Here is a 21582-nt window from a genome sequence, read left to right on the forward strand (position 1 = left end):
TAATTTTTAATATAACTAAAGTGCTGCAATGAAATTGCAGGGTTTTAGACCCTAATTTGAAACCAATAAACTTCTCAACTATTTAACTTAAAAGGGCAAATTTTTAAAATTTGCCCTTTTATATCTTAAGCTAGAAAAGGGTATACCCAAAAATTAATGATACTCTTTCATAATCCGATTTCCAACTAACTTGACGACCTATTATACCCCTCCTTAACCCATGTCTTAATTCCAAAGCATATCTATAATATTTGTAACCAACGCCAATAGAAAAACTAGCATTTGGATCAATCCTTAATTCATCTGCCTTCTCATATTCTATTTTTGAATTTGAAAAATTCATTACTAACAAGCCATTCAAAAACAATCTTGAATTATCGTTCAAGAATAAATAATGCCGAACTCCAAAAGGAATTTCAAAGGATTTATAATCAACTGTAGCTGTACCAGCTGTTGTATTTAATTCCTTCTCAGCTTTAAAATTATAATAAGAAGGCTCAGCAATCACCGCCCACTTATTACTATTAAATGGCAATACATACTCTACTTCAGCTCCTATTCTAAAACCTAATTTATTCCCAAAATCTGCATTCTTAAATTCTTGCGCTGTACTTGAAACCTCAAGAGAAGCACTACTCATCCCAGGTCTAATTGCTAAGTTCAAAAAGCTGCTTCTTTGCTTTTTATTGAAATTATTAAACTTAGTATCTGTACATTCATTATACCTCACAAACAAATTAACCAATTGTTGTTTTCTATAATCTAAACCCTGAACACCTTCTAAAGGCTTTCCCTTACACCTCAAAGCGTCCCATAACTGTTTTTTAAAATAACTGTTGGTAGCTATAGTACTAAATTCCGGTTTATACCTTTTAAAGATTAATTGCTCAATATTACCATTACTCGTTTTGAAAAAGAACCTTGTTAAATTTCCATTCACATATTGGTACAAAGAAGCCTTTCCCTCAACCAATACTTTTAATAAAAGTTGCTGCTCTTCAAATATGGGCTCTTTTACATCACTCAATGCACTTGTCACATCACTAGACTTGTCTAAATTAACAATAGACCTGTAAAATTTTGATTCATTATATATTCCAAACTCTTTAATCTGGTCTGTTTTAATACTTTTAACTTCTTCATCGTTCAATAATCTATATTGGAATTCAACAGGATTATTTTTCCAATCACTATTTTTAATTAAACATTCAATTTTTTTTCCTGAGTTATCAATATAATATCCTTTGTCAAAAGAAATCTGCGAAAAGCAATTAATACATACAAAAACTGTAAAAAGGTAAATAAGCTGTTTTTTCATAATTTATTTAAATATTTAGTTTAGAAAAAAATCTCTCATAAATATAAATAATATCCTATATAATCTCAGGTAAAATGTTATTTATATCAAAGTGTTTTCTGCATAAACGCTTCTGCCTTTTCAACCATGTTCTTACTCCCACAAATAAAAGGCACACGTTGGTGAAGTTCAATAGGCTGAATATCTAAAATTCGGGTAAAGCCATCACTTGCCTTTCCATTAGCCTGTTCTGCTAAAAAAGCCATTGGGTTGCACTCATATAACAAGCGTAACTTGCCATTAGGATTCTTCGAACTTTGCGGATATATATAAATACCTCCTTTAATCATATTCCTATGAAAATCGGACACCAAAGAGCCTATGTACCTTGAAGTATAGGGTCTGTCGCCCTCTTCCTCTTGACAATACTTGATATAGTTTTTTACGCCTTGTGGAAAATGACTATAATTCCCTTCATTAATGGAATATATATTACCATCTAATGGAAATTTCATATTAGGATGCGACAAATAAAAGGAGCCTATGGCTGGATTCAGCGTAAACCCATTAACCCCAGCTCCCGTAGTATACACCAACATAGTTGACGTACCATAAACAATGTAACCAGCCGCTACTTGCTGACTCCCCTTCTGTAAAAAATCCTTAAGTGTCACCGGAGTACCAACAGGCGTTATACGCCTATAAATAGAAAAAATAGTCCCCACAGAAACATTTACATCTATATTCGAAGATCCATCCAATGGATCAATTAGCACTACATATTTGTTTTGATGATTCTCATCTTGGCTGTTAATGGCAATAAAATCATCTTCCTCTTCACTTGCAATACCACAAACAATATTTCGTTTGGTTAATGTTTGTATAAATTTTTCATTTGCGTATACATCTAATTTTTGTTGGTCTTCACCTTGTATGTTTGTATCCCCAACGGCACCTATAATATCTACCAAACCAGCCTTATTCACTTCATGATTTACAACTTTTGCTGCCAATCTAATAGAATTAATAAGTCTGGACAGCTCGCCTGAAGAATACTTAAAAGCAGCTTGGTTTTCTATGATAAATTCCCCTAAGGTTTGTATTTTATGAGACATAATTAAAGTTTTAGTTTGTGCAAATATCCATTAATTTTTAGCCAACTACAACGTTTTCGTTAAAGATTAATCCAAGAAATAAACAACTTTAAACTATATTTGAAAGCTTTAAAAAGGATTATGGATTTCACGATAAGACACGCCAAAAAAGAAGACATGCCGCAGGTGCTTGAATTAATCAAAGCACTAGCTAAATTTGAAAAGGAAGAAGATGCTGTTGAAGTTACCGTAACAGATCTACAAACAGATGGTTTTGGAAAACAACCTGCGTTCCTTTGCTTCGTAGCCGAAGTAAACAATAAGGTAGAAGGAGCAGCAATAGTATTTCACCGATTTTCTACCTGGAAAGGAAAGATAATACACTTAGAGGATTTAATCGTTAATGAAACCATGCGTGGTTTAGGTATTGGAACTGCTCTTTTGGACGAAGTAATTCGCTATGGGTATAGTCTAGGTGTTAAACGTATTAGTTGGGAAGTGCTAGACTGGAACGCCCCAGCCATTGCATTATACGAGAAAAAAGGCGCACGCGTTTTAAGGGATTGGGACACTGTACATTTAGACGAACAAGGCATTAAAGCATATATATCCAATTTATAGTATGCAGGTATTTAAATTTGGGGGTGCATCTATTAAAGATGCTGAAGGTGTAAAAAACTTGGTAACCGTTTTACAGAAAACAGAGCAAAAAAGCACACTAATTGTTATCTCTGCAATGGGTAAAACCACCAATGCCTTAGAAAAGGTCATAAACAATTATTTTAACAAAAAAGCCGAATTACAAAGTGCCCTGCAAGATGTTAAAAAATATCACAATGCTATTTTATTAGACTTATTCGACAACGAAAACCAGGCTATTTTTAAAAAAGTAACTGCCTTTTTTGACGAGCTCAGTAATTTTTTAAAAATCAATAAGTCTCCCGATTATAATTTTGTTTACGATCAAATTATTGGCTATGGCGAATTGATTTCTACATCAATCGTAAGTGGTTATTTAGACACCATTGGCTTAAAGAATAACTGGATAGATGTTCGAGAACATATAAAAACAGATAATTACTATCGACGTGCCAATGTAGATTGGGACACCACACAACGCTTAATAACTTCCAACTTTAATCCCAATATACTCAATATTACCCAAGGCTTCTTGGGGAGTGACGCCAATAACTTTACAACAACACTAGGACGAGAAGGTAGTGACTTTACTGCAGCCATTTATGCTTATTGTTTAAATGCCAGCGGTGTTACGATTTGGAAAGATGTACCAGGTGTTTTAAATGCAGATCCAAGATATTTTGAAAATGCCCAATTGCTTCACGACATTTCCTATCGCGAAGCTATTGAACTGGCCTTTTATGGAGCCTCGGTTATACATCCGAAAACTATACAGCCTTTGCAACGTAAAGAAATTCCCTTATTTGTAAAATCATTTTTGGCACCCGAAAACCCTGGCACTAAAATAAGTAGAGACGTGGTCTTAAACCCTATGACCCCATGCTTTATTGTTAAGAGAAAACAAATACTTATTTCTTTATCTTCACTGGATTTTTCATACATTGTTGAGGAAAACATAAGTAAAATATTTAGTTTATTGCACCTTTATAAAATGAAAGTAGATGTTATCCAAAATTCCGCAATTAGCTTTTCGGTTTGTATTGATGACATATATAACAATCTGGAAGATTTATTACAACAGTTAAAAGCTAAATTTAAAGTAACATGTAACTCAGATGTATCGTTGTATACAATTAGGCACTATAACGAAAAGGCCATCAACCAAATAGAATCTGGTAAAACAGTACTTTTAAAACAATTAACGCAAGAAACCATTCAAATAGTAACTAAATAAACAATTTAGTACTTTTACACTCATGACCAAGCAACAAAATACAGGACTGGTAACAGCAAAAGAAGTTGCCAGAGCAATAAATGTAGACAAATACGGATTTATAGGCACCTTTATTGGTTGGTTGCTAATGAAACTCCTTAAGATATCTACATTAAACAAAATATATAACAGAAATAAACACCTTAACGAAGTTCCCTTCTTAGATGCCATTCTAGATGATTTTAAAATAAAGTTTGAAATTCCTGATGAAGATTTAAAACGCCTCCCGAAAGGTGGCGCTTACATTACTGTATCAAATCACCCTCTTGGGGGTATTGACGGTATCCTACTTTTAAAATTAATGTTGGAACAACGCGAAGACTTTAAAATTATTGCAAATTTCCTTTTGCACCGCATTGAACCCATGAAACCTTATATTATGCCTGTGAATCCGTTTGAGGACAGAAAAGATGTTAAGTCGAGCATTGCTGGATTTAAAAATGCGATTCTACATTTAAGGGAAGGGCATCCGCTTGGCATATTTCCTGCCGGAGAAGTATCGACCTACAGAGATGGCAAACTAGTTGTGGACAGGCCTTGGGAAGAAGCGGCAATGAAACTTGTAAAAAAAGCAGAAGTTCCTGTTGTTCCTATTTATTTTCACGCAAAAAACAGCAAACTGTTTTATAAACTTTCTAAAATTAGTGACACCCTTAGAACAGCCAAATTGCCATCAGAACTATTAACACAAAAACGGCGTGTTATTAGAGTTAGGATAGGCAAACCCATTTCGGTTACCGACCAGCAAGAATACAGCAGTCTTGATGAATTCTCAGAATTTTTACGTCGAAAAACATACATGTTATCCAACTCTTTTGAAGACAAGCCCAAGATATTAGATAACATATCATCAACCTTAAAAACCGCTAAAACCCCTAAACGTATTGTTACGCCAGTTGCTACCGAGTTAATGGAAAAAGAAGTGGAGCTCTTAAGAGAAGCTGATGCCCGTTTATTGCAAAGTAAAAACTATGAAGTGTTCTTAGCCCAAGCTCAAAATATTCCCAATATTTTACGTGAATTAGGTCGTTTACGGGAAATCACGTTTAGAGAGGTTGGAGAAGGCACCAATGAAGCAATTGATTTGGACAACTTTGACTCTTATTATCATCACCTGTTTCTTTGGGACAATGAAACAAAGGTGATTGCTGGTGCATACAGAATGGGGCTAGGATCTAAAATTTTTGAACGTTTTGGGATTAACGGCTTTTATCTTCAGGATCTTTTTCGTTTCGAACCAGAATTATATAAAATGATGAGTGCATCTATCGAAATGGGGCGGGCATTTATAATAAAGGAATACCAACAAAAGCCCATGCCTTTATTTTTACTATGGAAAGGCATAGTGCACACAACATTACGTTACCCCGAACATAAGTTCTTAATAGGCGGCGTAAGTATTAGCAATCAATTTTCGAATTTCTCGAAATCCTTGATGATCGAATTTATGAAATCGCATTATTACGACCCATACATAGCACAATACGTACATCCTAAAAAAGAGTTTAAAGTTAAGTTAAAGGATGCCGATAAAGACTTTGTATTTGATGAAACCAAAGCCGATCTAAATAAATTTGACAAATTTATCGATGAAGTCGAACCTGGTGCTTTACGCTTGCCGGTATTACTTAAAAAGTACATCAAACAAAATGCCCGTTTGGTAGCATTTAACGTCGACCCACTATTCAATAATGCCGTAGACGGCCTCATGTACATTAAAATTGCCGATTTACCTGAAAGCACTGTACGCCCCGTCATGGAAGAATTCCAAGCAGAATTGGAACGTAAGTTTATGGAAAATAATGGTAGCTAAAAATAGGTTTCTACAAACTCTTTAAAATACCCTTTTATCTCTTCACGTGCTTTTAAAAAAGCGGCGTGCTTTTCTTCATCTGTGCCTACCACCTTTGAAGGATCGAAAAAATTGTGATGCAATCGCAATGCATTTTTACTGGGAATATAAGGACAATTTTCGTTGGCATGATCGCAAACGGTTATAATATAGTCGAAATTAACATCGGCATATTCATCTACGTGATTCGACGTGTGGTGATCGATACTAATTCCATCTTCTTTCATAATGGCTAATGCCCCAGGATTTAATCCATGGGTTTCTATCCCTGCACTGTAAACAGTTGCTTTGCTGTTATCCAGAAAATGGTTTAAATAGCCATGTGCCATCTGACTTCTACAGGAATTCCCTGTACATAATACTAAAATATTCTTCATTAAATGTTTATCTTAAATAATTAAAATCTTTGTTAAACCGACTATGGTCCTAAGGTATTACTGAATGATTTCACTTCGTCTTTCCAAAAGGAGGTTATCATACCATGTTCCTTTTAATTTCCCTATTTTTTCCCTTACACCAACCATCCTAAACCCACATTTTAAGTGCAAATTAATACTGGCTTTATTTTCTGAAAAAACACTAGCCTGCAAGGTCCAAATACCGTTTGCTTCACTTTCTCTTATTAGCATCTTTAATAAACGCTCTCCAACATGTTGGCCTCTAAACGCTTCGGATACGTATACGCTAACCTCTGCGACACCTTTATATACAATTCTTTTTGAAACTGCTGCTAAAACAGCAAATCCAATAACAGCATCATTTAAGACAGCTACTAACCTACCATGCGAAAGATACTTATTGTTCCATTGTTCCCAAGAAGGGTATTCTGTTTCAAATGTTGCAATTCCAGTGGCAATGCCTTCGCTATATATCTTTGAAACCGAATACCAATCATTCTTATCCAATGGACGTAACCTTATAGCCTTCACAGCCTAGCAACAATTACCACCTGGCTCACAGCATGGTTGTTCATCTGCCATTGATAATTCGGCCTCTTGTACACCACAGGTTGCTTTGGCCTTACAGTCCGTTTTTTCGACGGCTAATTTAACTATTAATCTGTCTCCCTGTATTTCGAAATCGTTAACAAATAATTGAGCAGTATGGAAAGATGCATTGCTATATTCAAATTTAACTTCTGCCTCTAACACATAGGGTCTCATCTTCCCTACTTTATTGAGAATTCCTAATGCCTTATACACAGACATGTATTCCGTTTTTCCTAACTCATTTGGACTTTCCCACAACTGTATAATGGTTTCTTTCCATGCATCGGTTTGCGAACCACAGTCCACAGCATCAATGCTAACGTGCTTTACTTCTGTTATATGATAATTTGCCCCAACAAATAAACTCGGTGCGTATTCAAATAACAAAGCTTTACCCTTGTTTTGTTCTAATACTTTAAATAACTCTTGTGTTTTCATGTGTTACTGTTTTATTTTTGTTTAACAACAATTTGATTTTGTTTTATTAAAAAAATTATTTAGTTGATTTTGTAATGTTTCCCAGCGCTCAACATTAATACAATAACACATCTTTTTCCCTTCAATCTCCCCTTTTAGCAATCCAATACTTTTTAGTTCTTTTAAATGCTGCGAGATGGTTGCTTGTGCCAAACCAATTTCTTCTACCAAATCATTACAAATACAAGCATTTTGATTACTTACATATTGTAAAATGGCCACACGTGCAGGATGCCCCAATACTTTAAAGAATTGAGCAAGGTCGTTTTGCTCCTCATTAAATATTTGTGTTTTTGTAATACCCATAATCCAATCATTTTAATATTGCAATATTACGATAATAAAATTTAATAAAAAAGCCAAAAACATTTTTTTTGGCTTTTTATACCAATTCGATTTTAAATTTGCTCAATAGAAAATGATGGATTTTTGCGCTAGACGAAAAAGAAAAATCAGGCATAGCCATAGCTACGGTTTATTTTTGTGATGATGTATAGCGTAAAAAGGCGTATTTTATGTGTGTAAATTTAAAGTTGAAATGGTATTGTTGTATTTAGAACTAAAACCAGCCTTTTTTCCCAACTTGATAGGTGTTATAAAACTCTTCATCTGACTTGGTTAAGTATATAATACCTTCAATAAATGGAATTATTCCGGCAATACCGCAAGTAACTATGGAGGCTATAAGTTGAATAATGCCTTCTTTAGTATATCCTAAAATGAATTTATGAATTCCTAACGAACCGATTAAAATGGCAACGATACCGCATACTAATTTTTTATTTTCACCTTCAAAAGCTTCTTTAGCTCCCTCAGCAAACTCATTAGCGGAATCCTTAGCTTCGCTAGCAAACTCTTTGGCCTTTTCTTTGGCTTCTTCGGCAAAATCACCTGCTTTATCGGCAGTTTTCTTTGCACCTTCTTTGGCATCTCCTAACATATCGTTAAGGTCATCACTTAAATTTTTTTCATCAGACATTGGTATAATGTTTATTGGTTAAGGATTATAAAGGTAAGAAAAAATTGAATTGCTTTTAATGTTTATCTAAATAGCATAATAAGCCCCCCTATTGCAGTTACTATTAATATAAACCGCCTGTAGTTTACATTAGAAATCAGCTTAACAATTGACACTCCTACAAAAAAACCAATTACAACAGAAGGGATCAAAACCGAATTTAAAACCAATGTTTCCACATTAACGGTTTTCCATATGAAAATATGAAAGGGTAATTTAAATACATTAACTATAAAAAATAACCAGGCTACGGTACCTATAAATTCATTTTTTGGAAACCTTACTGCTAAAAAATAAATATTGGCTATTGGTCCAGCCAAGTTCCCTATCATGGTTGCAAAGCCAGCCAAAAAACCCATAGTTCCCGAAAACAACTTACTCTTGGGTACATTAGTAGATTTTTTGTTTTCATTATAAAACATGATGCCAACAGAAAGTACAATAATAACAGCCATGATACGCTTAAAGAGCAATTCTGAAATATCATTACCTATCCAAACACCAACGAGTACACCAATAACCATCCAAGGCAAAAGCTTGAATATGTAGTGCCACCTTGCATGTCTATTATAATACACAACAGCTAAAATATCGGCAACAACCAACATGGGAAGCAGAATACCTGTAGACGCTTTTTCTCCAAAAACAAAAGCAAGAACCAAAATAATTATGATTCCTATACCTTTTATTCCAGACTTTGATGCCCCTAATATAAAAGCGGCCAAACAGATTGCCGCCCATTGAAATGTTGATAGATTGAATGTATGGAGTATATCTAAAAAATACACATAAATGATTTAGGTTCGCAAATTAAAGGTTAGCTGCATTAACTGGTGGTTCCCATAGCTCTATCTTATTGCCTTCGGGGTCTAAAATCCAACCAAATTTACCGTATTCGTACTCTTCAACCTCACCTACGATAGTTACGCCTTCTTCTTTCAGGACCTTTAATAACTCATGTAAATTCTCTACGCGATAATTAAACATAAAATCTTTTTTTGAAGGCTCATAATAGCTTGTATCTTCTGGGAACGGGCTCCATTGGGTGGCTGCATCGTTTCCATCATTATCCTTCCATCTAAAAAGACAGCCATAATCGTCGGTATTAAATCCTAAATGCTTCTTATACCAAGCTTTGATAGCCTTAGGGTCACTGCTCTTAAAAAACAGCCCCCCAATTCCTGTTACTCGTTTATTCATTTTATTTCTTTTTTATAGCTGCCTCATAAAGATTAATCCAATCGTCCACACTCATTTTGGTACATAACTCTCCTATTAATTCATAAGGAATAGCATCTGTTTTCTTAAAACGGATACAACTTTTACCCATATCCAGTTTATAACTACATTGTTTACTGTAGGCTGTTTTAAACCATTGTAAAAGTGTTTTATCTGCATATATTCCCATATGATAAAGGGCAATATAATGCTTTTGGGATGCTAAATTGATAAAGGGCAATGGTTGTTTGTTGTCACAATGATAACCGTATGGATATACCGAATGGGGTACATAAAAACCAATCATACTGTAATTAATTCCCTCTTCAAAGCCGTCTGGCAAACTTTCTTTGATGGTTTGGCGTAACCTCGTTATTGGTTCTTTCCTATCTTCCGGCAACTGTTTGATATAATCCTCTGGTGAATTTGCATCGTATTGCATAAGCCATGTTAAAGTGTAAAGATAAACTTTATAAAATTAACAAAACTTAGCTTTAATCTTATCTACAATAGTCTGCGCCAATTTTTCCTTGCTTTCTACCGTCCAGCCTGCTACATGCGGACTTAGAATAACGTTATTTGCTTGTATTAAATACTGAAAGGCTTCGGGTAAATTAGACGTAAATAACTGCTCGAAAGACGCTTTTTCGTACTCCAGTACATCCAATCCAGCACCAAGAATTTTTCCAGATTTTAAGGCATCTACCAAATCTTGAGTTACAACACTCTTTCCCCTAGCGGTATTCAAGAACCAAAACGGTTTTTTAAATTGTTCTATAAAAGCAAGATTTATCATCTTTTGGGTTAATGGTGTTTGTGGCGTATGTAAACTAACTACATCTACCTGTTCCTGAAACTCGGATAAACCAACTTGCTTTGCTTTGTCATCCCCTACACCGTCTTTAATATCATAGCACAGAACGTTCACATCGAAACCACGGAGCTTTTTTGCAAAGGCCTTACCCATGCTGCCATAGCCAATAATACCAACTGTTTTTCCATCGAGTTCTATTCCCCTGTTGGCTTCTCTCAACCATTTCCCTGAACGTACTTCGGCATCGGCTTTATTAAGCTTATTAAACAAAGACAATAACATCCCCAAGGCATGTTCTCCAACCGCATTTCTGTTACCTTCTGGCGCTGCAATTAAGGCAATTCCTTTTTGCTTGGCATATTCGCAGTCAATATTTTCTAAGCCAGCACCAACCCTTCCAATAAATTTTAAGTTGGTAGCTGCATCCAAAAACTGCTTATCTATGGTAAACCTACTACGAATAACAATGCCATCGTATTCCGATATTTTTGCTTCAACCGCTTCTTTTGAAGCAACATATTCTTCGTGATTGGTAAAACCTAACTTGCTTAGTTGACTAATAAGTAATTCGTGATTGGTGTCTAAGTGAAGGATTTTCATCTATTATAATTATCGATCAAAATTACAAAGTTTTGAATTAGGGTTCGAAATATTTTGAGGATTCTTATGTGCGCAGGAATGACATAATGACTGGTAACTTCAAAAATTATATCCCCAAAATCATTTTAGCGATCCAGAAATAAAGCAAGATTCCCAAAATATCATTGCTTGTAGTGATAAACGGGCCGGTAGCTATAGCTGGATCTATTCCTCTTTTATCCAGAAATAAAGGCACAAACGTACCTATTAAACCTGCAACAATAATTACTGCCACCAGAGAAACTGAAATGGCAAGACCCAAGTCTTGTCTACCTTCTGAAACCCAAATGAAAAAGAAAAGAAAAATGGCCAGTATGGTTCCATTAAGTGTTGCCAGTAACATTTCTTTTAGCAACCTGCTGTTAACACTTCCTTTTACATCATCGTTAGCTAAACCTTGTACAATAATTGCGCTAGATTGCACCCCTACATTTCCTGCCATGGCCGCTATAAGTGGCGTGAAAAAGAAAATCTTAAAGGCATCTCCTGTAAAAGACTTCTCAAAACCTTCCATAATCATGAAGGCTCCAACACCCCCTATTAATCCTAGGAACAACCATGGTAATCGTGCTTTAGTAAGTTCAATAATGCTGTCATCTGAATCTACATCTTGGGTAATACCAGCAGCCAACTGATAATCCTTATCGGCCTCTTCCTTCATAACATCTACGATATCGTCTATCGTAATACGCCCTAGCAAGGTATTTTCTTGATCAATAACCGGGATAGCTTCCAAGTCATACTTTTGCATTATTTTGGCTACTTCTTCTACATCTTCATCAACGTAAACAAAATCGACATTGGAAATGTAAATATCTGCTATTTTTTGTTCACTTTTTGCTACAATAAGATCCTTTAGGGAAAGCCTTCCAACCAGTTTTTCCTGTTTATCGACAACATAAATGGAATGCACACGGGTAACTTCTTTAGCTTGTCCTCTTATACGGCGTAAACATCCAGCAACGGTCCATGTTTCATAAACCTTAACCAATTCTTTTGCCATAAGTCCACCTGCCGTATCCTCGTCGTATGCTAAGAGCTCTTTAATTTCTGCCTTATGCTCTTCATCTTCAATTTGGGAAATAACCTCTTGCTGGCGATCTTCTGGTAATTCGGCAATAATATCGGCCGCATCATCGGTATCCAACTCTTCAACTTCTTCGGCTATTTCCTTATCGGACAGGTTTTTTAACACCTTTTCCCGATTGTCTTCATCGAGCTCCATCAACACATCTGAAGTCGTTTCAGAATCCAATAATTTTATAATATATATTGCTTCTTCGAGATTAAGTTCATCCAAAATTTCGGCAATATCGGCATAATGGAACTCATCCAGCAACTTCTTAAGTTCCTTATCGTTCTTTGCTTCGATAAGAGACTCAACTTGCTCAATAAGTGCATCAGTCAATTCAAATTGTATGTTTTCTTTTTCTTCGGACAAACTAGATATAGTAACTATTAAATATTGCTTTCAATTAATTGTGTTAGTGAAATAAATTCGTGAACACTTAGCTGTTCGGGGCGTTTGCCAAATATAACATTTGCTTTTAAATTATCTGACAAATTAAATGTTTTTAAACTGTTACGAATAGTTTTTCTACGCTGTTGAAAAGCTGTTTTAACAACTTTAAAAAACAATCTTTCATCACATGGCAAAGCATAATCTTCTTTTCTAATAAGCCTTAAAACTCCAGAGTCTACTTTTGGTGGCGGACTAAAAACGGAAGGTGGTACTGTGAATAAATACTCGGCGTCATAAAATGCCTGTACCAAAACCGATAGGATACCATATACTTTATTTCCTTCTTTAGAACAAATACGCTGCGCTACTTCTTTTTGGAACATCCCTGAGAACTCTGGAATCTGATCGCGCATTTCTAAAACCTTAAAGACAATTTGGGTTGAAATGTTATACGGGAAGTTTCCTATGACAGCAAAAGGGGTTCCTTTAAAAACAGTATTAAGGTCATACTTTAAAAAATCCTTTTCAATGATTCTGGAAGCCAGCACTAAATAATTTGCCTGTAAGTATTCTACCGATTCGGTATCAATTTCTATAACATAGGTAGTCACTGGCTTTTTAAGGAGGTACTTAGTCAACACCCCCATACCTGGACCAATTTCCAAAACTGTTTGATACTTCTTTAATGTTAGGGTGTTTGCAATATCTTGAGCGATGTTTTCATCATTCAAAAAATGTTGCCCTAAATGTTTTTTTGCTCTTACAGTCATTCACAAATTTTTAGATAATATTAGCTTCGGAAACTGACAATGCTTATTTGAAATTTACCGTATACTCATCAATAATCTCCAGTTCTGTTCTAAAAGCCAGCATTTTATCGGCAAACTTTTTGAGACCTTCATTTCGTAATCTATCGGCATCCTCTTTATAGTAAGCATCTAAAGCTGCACGAGAATGGGATCGGTACTGAATGGAATATGTAACTCCCCCCATATCCTCTTCAACCAAAACCCTAGTCAATTTAGCATCTTTAAACTTTCCTGTTGCTAATACTTGAGGAATATGTTCTTTTATCCATAGTAACCATTCGTCATGAATGGATTCGTCAACATTTACAGTTACATTATATATATACATGGTAATTCTAAAAATGGTATTGTTTATAGTTTTGCAAATAACCGAAGTTTATACTTCTATCGCAAGCTAATTAATCATATCTCCGCGCAAAGCCCTATATTTTCTTCTGGCTTCAACAAAATAAATACTGTCGGCATGATTGAAAATAATCTGTTCGTATAATGCCTTTGCCTTTTCGGGCTCATTCAAATAATTCGCATAAATACCTGCTAACCTAAAATAGGCATCGTCTATTAAAATCCCTTCGCGATAATTTGCTATAATGGCTTGGTAATTGGCCTCTGCCTTATCCAATTGTTTCTTAATTTCAAATAATTGGCCTTGTTTGTACAAAGCCTGAGCCATAATCGGTTCCGTTTTATGTGCTTCTAATATTTTATCTAATACACTAATTGCTTCATCATTTCTATTTTGAAATGCTAACAAATCGGCTTTTGCATATAGTTTTAAGGCTATTTGCAACGAATCTTCATATTTATTATCTGAGATTAGTAACTTTAAATCCAATGCATCATTTGCAATGAGCTGTGACGTTGATGCTTTTAATATTTTAAGCTGTGATTCTGCCCATTTAAAATCGCCTTTATAATAACTTGTTTTTGCTACTTTAAAACGTGCCAATTGAGAAATAGTACTGTTCTTTAAATTTCGCTGAATTTGGGTATAGTATATTAAAGCATTGTTGAATTTTTCCTGTAGCACTAAGATATCACCCAATTCCAACTTAATCTCTGCCTGCTGTAGTTTAGTTAAGGGCAAGTCCAAAGAATTCTTTAAAAATACTGTCGCTTTATCTGCTTCATTTCTATAAAATGCTAAAAAATGGGCGTAGGCAATTTGTAGCTTAAAGGTTTGTGGCAACTTCCCATATTTTTCAAATATATTTAGATACTTTTCCGTTATAGTATCATAGTTTTCTTTACCACTAATTTTCGTTTCTAATTGCAGTAAATTATAATGGGCTTCGAGTAAGGTATCTGTATCTTGGGCTGTATTTATTATAAACGCAAATATTTCCTTAGCTATTTCTATTTCATTTTCTCCTGAAGCAATAAGTGCTAATTCTTCTATCCTACTTAAACTTTCTGGTTGCCTGTTAAAAATAGCACGCTCTTGTATAAAGGCCTTTTTGTAATCCTTTTGCTGAACAAACATCCAACTTAGCATATCATTCCATACTAAATCTGGTGATTGCTGTATTTTTTTCAGTATTATTTTTCGAAGGAGCACATTATTTTCATTTGTGGCATCTTCACTTATAAAGTCATTAATAGCACGCTTAACATTACCCAATGCTATAGGATTGGAAGCTACAAACCCCATATAGCTGGAAAACATTTTTTCGATGTTACCCTGTTCTCCATAAATTTGGGCTACTTGCAGACTAAAATTGAATTCGGGCTTTAGCTGCATGGCTTTTTCGTAAACGACAATTGCCTGGTCTAACAGCGTATGGTTTTGAAAGCTTCGTGCAACGGAAAATGCATAGTTAGCATTTGTATCCAAACTAGCAATCGCTTTGTTATAATATGTGGTCGCTGCATCCAGATCCCCTTTAAGCTCATGGTTATAACCAAGTTCTACAAATAGAGCGGGGTACTTAATGCGCTCCATCACTTTTAATATAAATGCTTCGGCTTCATTATATTGCTCTAATTGTTGCTGGGTCTTAATAATTTGATTTACATAATTGAAATTACTAGGGGCTTGGGCATATAGCCTTTTATACTCATATAAAGCTTTTTCAAAATCACCATTTTTAAAATACTCTTTTGCAAGCAAATCGTCTTGCGAAAACGCAGAAGTACTTATAAAAATGAATATAATAAAAAGGCGTTTCAAGCACATACGTCTGTTAATAATTTGGCAACGAAAAACACTTTACAAATGGGTTCCTTACGGTCACCGTTCCACTGATTAACACCAGCAAATAAACTTACCTTTGTGGTGTTCTACCATGTAAATATAACAAATGTGTTTTGGAGCGTATATAAAAAATGCCCGAATTTACATTCGGGCATTTACCAACCAAAATAAATGTCCAATTAATTACCGTTAATTAAAAACGATATAATTACTCGATTGGGGACAGTAACCTTAAAATAGAGTTGATTTTACTTACTTACTATCGCTGTTATTTTGTTTTCAGGCTTAGAAATATCAAAATCTGAAAACAAAACTTTTCCCGCAATAAACACCAAAGTAATCAAAAGTACTATGCGTTTAACATTCTTCATGGTAGGTCAGGTTTAGATTTGGTAAAGCTAACTTCTAAAATATAATCCTAACCACAAAAGAAATAAGCATAAAATCGTCAAACAGCAATCGTTTTTTGCTTTTTATCGATTAAATAAAATAAAAATAGTTTATTTTGAGAGATGAAACCTACATTTAATTAATTTTAGAAAATCCTGTATAAGGCTGCAATACCTCTGGAATCAAAATTCCATCTTCGGTTTGGTAGTTTTCTAATATCCCTGCAAGAACACGCGGTAATGCCAAAGCACTTCCGTTTAAGGTATGTGCCAACTCATTTTTACCATTATTATTTTTAAAACGTAGCTTTAAACGGTTAGCCTGGAAAGTTTCAAAATTAGACACCGAAGAAATCTCCAACCATCTGTCTTGTGCTGTAGAGAACACTTCAAAATCGTAAGTTAAAGCAGATGTAAATCCTAAGTCACCTCCACAAAGCCTTAATATTCTGTATGGCAATTTTAGTTCTTGCAAAATAGACTTTACATGGTTTACCATTCCGTCTAATGCATTATAAGATTGTGATGGGTGTTCTACTCGTAAAATCTCAACCTTATCGAATTGATGCAGTCTATTTAAGCCTCTTACATGCGCACCGTAGCTTCCGGCTTCACGACGAAAACAAGGCGTATATCCTGTTATGGCTATTGGAAAGTCGCCTTCATTTAACAGGGTATCTCTAAAAATATTGGTTCCCGGCACTTCGGCTGTGGGAATTAAATATAAATTATCTTCTGTAACGTGGTACATTTGACCTTCTTTATCTGGCAATTGTCCCGTTCCAAAACCTGAAGCTTCATTTACCAAATGAGGCAATTGGTACTCTGTATAGCCTGCTGCCGTATTTTTATCTAAAAAATAGGCAATCAATGCTCTTTGTAACCTAGCTCCTTTACCTTTATAAACAGGGAATCCTGCTCCAGTAATCTTGTTACCAAGTTCAAAATCTATAATATCGTACTTCTTTGCTAATTCCCAATGTGGCAAGGCGCCATCGAACAACTTAGGTATTTCTCCTTCTCGATAGACTTCTTCATTATCTTCATCTGAATTTCCCGCTGGAACAATTTCATTAGGCACATTGGGTATTTTATACAATAGTTCGCTTAAAGCTTCTGCCTTAACGTTAAGTGTTTCGTTAAGTTCTTTCGTTTGTTCTTTTAACTGACTTGTTTTCTTTTTTAAAAGATTAGCCTTTTCTACTTCTCCCGATTTGTATAAGCTCCCAATTTCTTTAGACAGCGTATTCGATTCTGCAAGCGCATTGTCTAATGTTGTTTGTATTTGCCTTCTTTCTTCATCTAAACCAATAACATCATCGATCATTTTAGATGCGTCGATATTTCGCTTAGCTAATCTGGCTATTACTAAATCTTTATGTTCTCTTATAAAAGGGACCTGTAGCATAGTTAAAATTTTTAGGCAACAAATTTAGGGAATTACTAAAACATTCGCTTGTCTTTAATGGCTAAAATCCATAAACATTATTTTTCTTAAAACTTTGGACAACCTGCTGGAATTTTAGTTCCTGTTTGTTTAATTTTAGTTAAGAATAATACTCTGAAATATAGGCTTGGGCTGTTTGCTTGTCTTTCAATAATTGTGCTTTAAGTTGATCTACCGATTCGAATTTTTGTTCGTCACGTAACCTATGTAATAGTGAGACTTTTATTTTACTACCGTAAATATCTTTATTAAAATCGAAGAAATGTACTTCAATCGTTTCTCCATTACCTTGTACTGTGGGGTTTACACCAATATTCATCATTCCGTAAACTTCCTTATCATCTATAGTGGCTACTACCACATAAGCTCCGTGTTTAGGGATTAATTTATATGTTTCTTCTATATGAATATTGGCCGTAGGAAATTCAAATTGCCTGCCCAATCCCTTGCCCTTAACCACTATACCGGTAAGCATGAATTGATAACCCAAAAAGGTATTTACCTTATCAATATCTCCTGCATTCAAGGCCTTTCTTATTTTAGTAGAACTTACTGCAACATCATCAACGTCTTGTGCAGAAATCTCTTCTACTTCAAAACCGTATACATCACCAAAGGCTTTCATGTCTTCAATACTCGCATTTCTATTCCTTCCAAATCTATGATCGTAACCAATAATCACTTTTTTAACCCGCAGTTTATCTACCAATATTTGCTTAACAAAATCTTCTGCTGATAAACGCGAAAACTCGGGAGTAAACTTTTGAATAATTAAATAATCTAAACCCAAAGCTTCCAAAATTTCACGGCGTTCATCAATAGTATTTATAAGCTTTATGTTCGCATCTGTTTGCAATACCATACGTGGATGCGGAAAAAATGTTAAAATAACTGATCGCAACCCGTCTTGCTTTGCCATTTTTATTAAACGCTTAACTATTTTTTGATGCCCCATGTGTACTCCATCAAAAGTTCCTATAGTTACAATTGCAGGTACATCCGATGTATACGATTCAATATTTATAACATTCCCCATAAATCAGGTTAAATTGCTAGTTTCATTAAAATCAATTAGCTTTGTTTAGCAAGTAATAGAATTGCCCTAAAAAAAATTTATGAAAACAAAACTACATTATGTTTTGTCAATGACAATGCTTTTGTTAAGCTTTTCGGCTTTGGCACAAAATTCTTCATGGAAAAAGATAGAATCGGTTAAAAATCCTGAAAATTTATCGAAATTTCATTTAAACAAAAACAAAGTCCAATTATTCGAACTCAATTTCTCTTTATTAAAAAAAAATATCGCTTCTGCTACAAAACGTGGCAGCAATACAAAACAAAGTAACGCTACAGTTTCGGTTCCTATATCTGCTGATACTTTTGAAACATTTAAAGTTTATGAAACCTCAACGCTGTCACCTAGTTTGGCTGCCAAATTTCCCGATATTAAATCGTATACAGGGGTAAGCATAAACAACCCAAAAATGCGATTGCGTATGAGTGTATCGCCCCAAGGCATTCAAACCATGATTTCCAATACCGATAACCCTTATGTGTTTATGCAGCCTGTTAGTAAAGGGTCCAATCAATATGTGCTGTATGACAAAAGGGGCAAAACAAATGGTACGGATGCGTTTAAATGTGCCTCTCTCGAAACACTACACACGCAGTTCAACAAAACAGAGCAATTGGCAAAAACAAATGACGAAGGCGGTGCCAACGACCAAACTTTACGCAAATTTAGATTAGCTATTTCTACAACAGCCGAATATACGGCTTATCATGATGACGGATTTGGAGGAAACGGAAATGCCGTTGCAGATGCTTTAGCTGCTATAAACGCTACAATAACCCGTGTAAACGAAGTCTTTGAAACAGACATGTCCATAACTTTTGAAATAGTAGATGCTACCCAATTAATCTATACAGATGCAGCTACAGACCCTTATTCTGATGCCGCTGTTGGGGTGCATGACGACAACGCAAACAACCTCAACGGATGGGGTTTACAACTTCAAAAGACTTTAAGTGATGAAATTGGAAATGCCGCATACGATATCGGGCATTTATTTGGTGCTAGTGGTGGCGGTGGCAATGCTGGATGTCTAGGTTGCGTTTGTAGGGACGACAATACTAGTATTGATACAGACAAGAACAAAGGCGCTGCCTATACCTCTCCATCGGATGAGATTCCCGAAGGCGATACCTTCGACCTTAATTTTGTAGCCCATGAAATCGGCCATCAAATGGGAGCTAATCATACATGGGCTTTTGATACTGAAGGCTCGGGAGTAAACTCTGAACCTGGAAGCGGCTCAACCATTATGGCATATGCCGGTATTACTGGAGCTGATGATATACAGAATGACAGTGATCCTTATTTCCACTACCACAGTATCAGACAAATTTTGAATACTATTTTAAATAACAGAACCTGTTGGCAAAACAACTCCGTTTACAATCCGGGTGATATTACAAACAACCCTCCTATTGCCGATGCCGGCAACGACTATATTATTCCTGCTGGCACACCGTACATGCTAATTGGTTCGGCTAACGACTCCGATGGCAGTGATGTGCTAACATATTGTTGGGAACAAACCGATAGCGGTGAAGTGGATTACTCAAATTTCAGTTCTACACTAGTCAGCGGTCCCATGAATCGTTCTTTACTCCCTAGTAGTTCTCCTGTAAGGTATATACCAAGACTGAGTAGTGTTTTAAAAGGCAATATTACACAAAGCAATCCCGGACTTGGAAGCGACTGGGAAACGGTAGCAACGGTAGATCGGACTTTAAACTGGGCTTTAACTGTTCGAGACAGGGATCCATCAAGCCCAACGGGAGCTCAAAGTAGTTTTGACACCATGCAAATTCAGATAATCGACGGCACTACAGAAAACCCCGTAGGCCCCTTTCAAGTAACATCGCAGGCTACAACAGGCATTAGTTGGACACAAGGCGAAACCATAGAAATCACCTGGGATGTTGCCGGAACCAATGGCAATGGCATTAACACCTCTCAAGTTGACATTTTACTTTCTACTGATGGCGGGCTAACCTTTCCCACAATACTAGCTAACAATGTTAACAATGATGGTTCTCAGAATATTACCGTACCCATCATCGCTGCACCTTTTTGCAGGGTTATGGTAAAACCAGTAAATAATATATACTATTCTGTAAATCCCATTGATTTTGCTATTGGTTATACCGTTACTACCACTTGTAACCAGCAATTTATTTCTGATTCGAATTTAAATGTATCGATTCCAGACGGTATTGGAGAAAACCAAACGGGTCCTTCGGTATCCAACACCATTAATGTGCCATCATCTGGCATTATTAGTAATATTAAAGTTAACGTCGATATATCACATTCTTATATTGGAGATCTTACTGTAACCTTAACTCATCCCAATAATACAACTACAGTAAAATTATGGGACAGAAATTGCAACGAAGATCCAAGCAATGAAGATTTTGACATTGTATTTGAAGACGGCGCTAATGGTGTTATGTGCAACGACCCAACGACAGGCACTTTCTCTCCTGCCATGTCTTTAAATGCTTTTAACGACCTTGACAGTGAGGGAGATTGGACACTTACCATAAACGATAATTATATAGGGGACACTGGCACCTTAAACGATTGGTATTTGGAATTTTGCACTACAACCACTACCCTTAACAACCCTAATTTCATTGGTTTTGAAAATTTAAAGGTCTTTCCTAACCCCAACAACGGAAGCTTTACAATAACAACATATACAGCTACTAAAACCCCCATGAACGTATATGTTCACGATATTCGTAACCGTCTTATTTACAGCAAAACCTTTGACAAGTCTGAACTGTTTAGTGAAACGATCGATCTAGAAAATGCCCGGTCTGGAATGTATATTTTGACCATAAGTAACGACGAACACAAAACTGTTAAAAAAATTATTGTTAAATAAGTTTCTAAAATA

At 35.5% G+C, this 21582-nt stretch carries 22 protein-coding genes; 4 read left to right on the top strand and 18 right to left on the bottom strand.

Annotated features, from left to right (window positions below; translation table 11 throughout):
* Positions 1-130 precede the first annotated feature (130 nt).
* Together ABD792_RS11655 and fbp are read right to left on the bottom strand one after the other, a co-directional pair.
* The gene (locus ABD792_RS11655) at positions 131-1318 is read right to left on the bottom strand and encodes a tRNA modification GTPase (RefSeq protein ID WP_345006248.1); all 1188 of its coding nucleotides are present in this window, start codon (positions 1316-1318) and stop codon (positions 131-133) included.
* 86 nt (positions 1319-1404) lie between these two features.
* On the bottom strand, positions 1405-2412 hold the full coding sequence (fbp, locus tag ABD792_RS11660) for a class 1 fructose-bisphosphatase (protein WP_345006249.1): 1008 nt from the start codon (positions 2410-2412) through the stop codon (positions 1405-1407).
* 120 nt (positions 2413-2532) lie between these two features.
* Between fbp and ABD792_RS11665 the strand changes: the two genes are divergently transcribed.
* Genes ABD792_RS11665 through ABD792_RS11675 form a run of 3 tightly spaced genes read left to right on the top strand, consistent with a single transcriptional unit; the run spans position 2533 to position 6116 of the window.
* Complete coding sequence (locus ABD792_RS11665) at positions 2533-3012, top strand: GNAT family N-acetyltransferase (RefSeq protein ID WP_345006250.1); 480 nt, start codon at positions 2533-2535, stop codon at positions 3010-3012.
* A gap of 1 nt (position 3013) precedes the next feature.
* Positions 3014-4264: an aspartate kinase gene (locus ABD792_RS11670; RefSeq protein WP_345006252.1), complete on the top strand. Its 1251-nt coding sequence runs from the start codon at positions 3014-3016 to the stop codon at positions 4262-4264.
* Between the two features lie 22 nt (positions 4265-4286).
* Positions 4287-6116 (top strand): GNAT family N-acyltransferase, encoded by a 1830-nt coding sequence (locus ABD792_RS11675; RefSeq protein WP_345006254.1) that lies wholly within the window; start codon positions 4287-4289, stop codon positions 6114-6116.
* Here ABD792_RS11675 and ABD792_RS11680 read toward each other — a convergent pair.
* From ABD792_RS11680 to ABD792_RS11755, 16 genes are all read right to left on the bottom strand, one after another.
* The gene (locus ABD792_RS11680; protein WP_345006256.1) at positions 6113-6532 is read right to left on the bottom strand and encodes an arsenate reductase ArsC; all 420 of its coding nucleotides are present in this window, start codon (positions 6530-6532) and stop codon (positions 6113-6115) included. The genes ABD792_RS11675 and ABD792_RS11680 overlap by 4 nt on opposite strands.
* Before the next feature lie 57 nt (positions 6533-6589).
* Positions 6590-7084 (bottom strand): GNAT family N-acetyltransferase, encoded by a 495-nt coding sequence (locus ABD792_RS11685; protein WP_345006258.1) that lies wholly within the window; start codon positions 7082-7084, stop codon positions 6590-6592.
* 3 nt (positions 7085-7087) lie between these two features.
* A complete protein-coding gene (locus ABD792_RS11690; RefSeq protein ID WP_345006261.1) occupies positions 7088-7582 on the bottom strand; it encodes a DUF6428 family protein in 495 nt (164 codons plus the stop codon).
* 21 nt (positions 7583-7603) lie between these two features.
* Positions 7604-7927: an ArsR/SmtB family transcription factor gene (locus ABD792_RS11695; protein WP_345006263.1), complete on the bottom strand. Its 324-nt coding sequence runs from the start codon at positions 7925-7927 to the stop codon at positions 7604-7606.
* A 253-nt stretch (positions 7928-8180) separates the two neighbouring features.
* Positions 8181-8600, bottom strand: a complete 420-nt coding sequence (locus tag ABD792_RS11700) for a TM2 domain-containing protein (protein WP_345006264.1) — start codon at positions 8598-8600, stop codon at positions 8181-8183.
* A gap of 62 nt (positions 8601-8662) precedes the next feature.
* Positions 8663-9427: a sulfite exporter TauE/SafE family protein gene (locus tag ABD792_RS11705; protein ID WP_345006265.1), complete on the bottom strand. Its 765-nt coding sequence runs from the start codon at positions 9425-9427 to the stop codon at positions 8663-8665.
* A gap of 22 nt (positions 9428-9449) precedes the next feature.
* On the bottom strand, positions 9450-9839 hold the full coding sequence (locus ABD792_RS11710) for a VOC family protein (protein ID WP_345006266.1): 390 nt from the start codon (positions 9837-9839) through the stop codon (positions 9450-9452).
* Position 9840: 1 nt separating this feature from the next.
* A complete protein-coding gene (locus ABD792_RS11715) occupies positions 9841-10299 on the bottom strand; it encodes a DUF1801 domain-containing protein (RefSeq protein ID WP_345006267.1) in 459 nt (152 codons plus the stop codon).
* Between the two features lie 36 nt (positions 10300-10335).
* Entirely contained in the window at positions 10336-11271 is a 936-nt protein-coding gene (locus ABD792_RS11720) for a 2-hydroxyacid dehydrogenase (protein ID WP_345006268.1), read from the bottom strand.
* Between the two features lie 106 nt (positions 11272-11377).
* Positions 11378-12751, bottom strand: a complete 1374-nt coding sequence (gene mgtE / locus ABD792_RS11725) for a magnesium transporter (protein ID WP_345006269.1) — start codon at positions 12749-12751, stop codon at positions 11378-11380.
* A 17-nt stretch (positions 12752-12768) separates the two neighbouring features.
* On the bottom strand, positions 12769-13542 hold the full coding sequence (rsmA, locus tag ABD792_RS11730) for a 16S rRNA (adenine(1518)-N(6)/adenine(1519)-N(6))-dimethyltransferase RsmA (RefSeq protein ID WP_345006270.1): 774 nt from the start codon (positions 13540-13542) through the stop codon (positions 12769-12771).
* Positions 13543-13585: 43 nt separating this feature from the next.
* Complete coding sequence (locus ABD792_RS11735) at positions 13586-13909, bottom strand: DUF4286 family protein (protein WP_345006271.1); 324 nt, start codon at positions 13907-13909, stop codon at positions 13586-13588.
* Positions 13910-13975: 66 nt separating this feature from the next.
* Positions 13976-15757: a tetratricopeptide repeat protein gene (locus ABD792_RS11740; RefSeq protein WP_425568154.1), complete on the bottom strand. Its 1782-nt coding sequence runs from the start codon at positions 15755-15757 to the stop codon at positions 13976-13978.
* A 266-nt stretch (positions 15758-16023) separates the two neighbouring features.
* Complete coding sequence (locus tag ABD792_RS11745) at positions 16024-16146, bottom strand: hypothetical protein (RefSeq protein WP_345006274.1); 123 nt, start codon at positions 16144-16146, stop codon at positions 16024-16026.
* A gap of 154 nt (positions 16147-16300) precedes the next feature.
* On the bottom strand, positions 16301-17572 hold the full coding sequence (gene serS / locus ABD792_RS11750; RefSeq protein ID WP_345006275.1) for a serine--tRNA ligase: 1272 nt from the start codon (positions 17570-17572) through the stop codon (positions 16301-16303).
* A gap of 139 nt (positions 17573-17711) precedes the next feature.
* Positions 17712-18647, bottom strand: a complete 936-nt coding sequence (locus ABD792_RS11755) for a bifunctional riboflavin kinase/FAD synthetase (RefSeq protein ID WP_345006276.1) — start codon at positions 18645-18647, stop codon at positions 17712-17714.
* Positions 18648-18726: 79 nt separating this feature from the next.
* On the opposite strand from ABD792_RS11755, the gene ABD792_RS11760 reads away from it, so the two are divergent.
* Positions 18727-21570 (top strand): zinc-dependent metalloprotease, encoded by a 2844-nt coding sequence (locus ABD792_RS11760; protein WP_345006278.1) that lies wholly within the window; start codon positions 18727-18729, stop codon positions 21568-21570.
* Positions 21571-21582 lie beyond the last annotated feature (12 nt).

This window comes from Snuella lapsa, assembly GCF_039539345.1.
Taxonomy (GTDB): Bacteria; Bacteroidota; Bacteroidia; order Flavobacteriales; family Flavobacteriaceae; genus Snuella; species Snuella lapsa.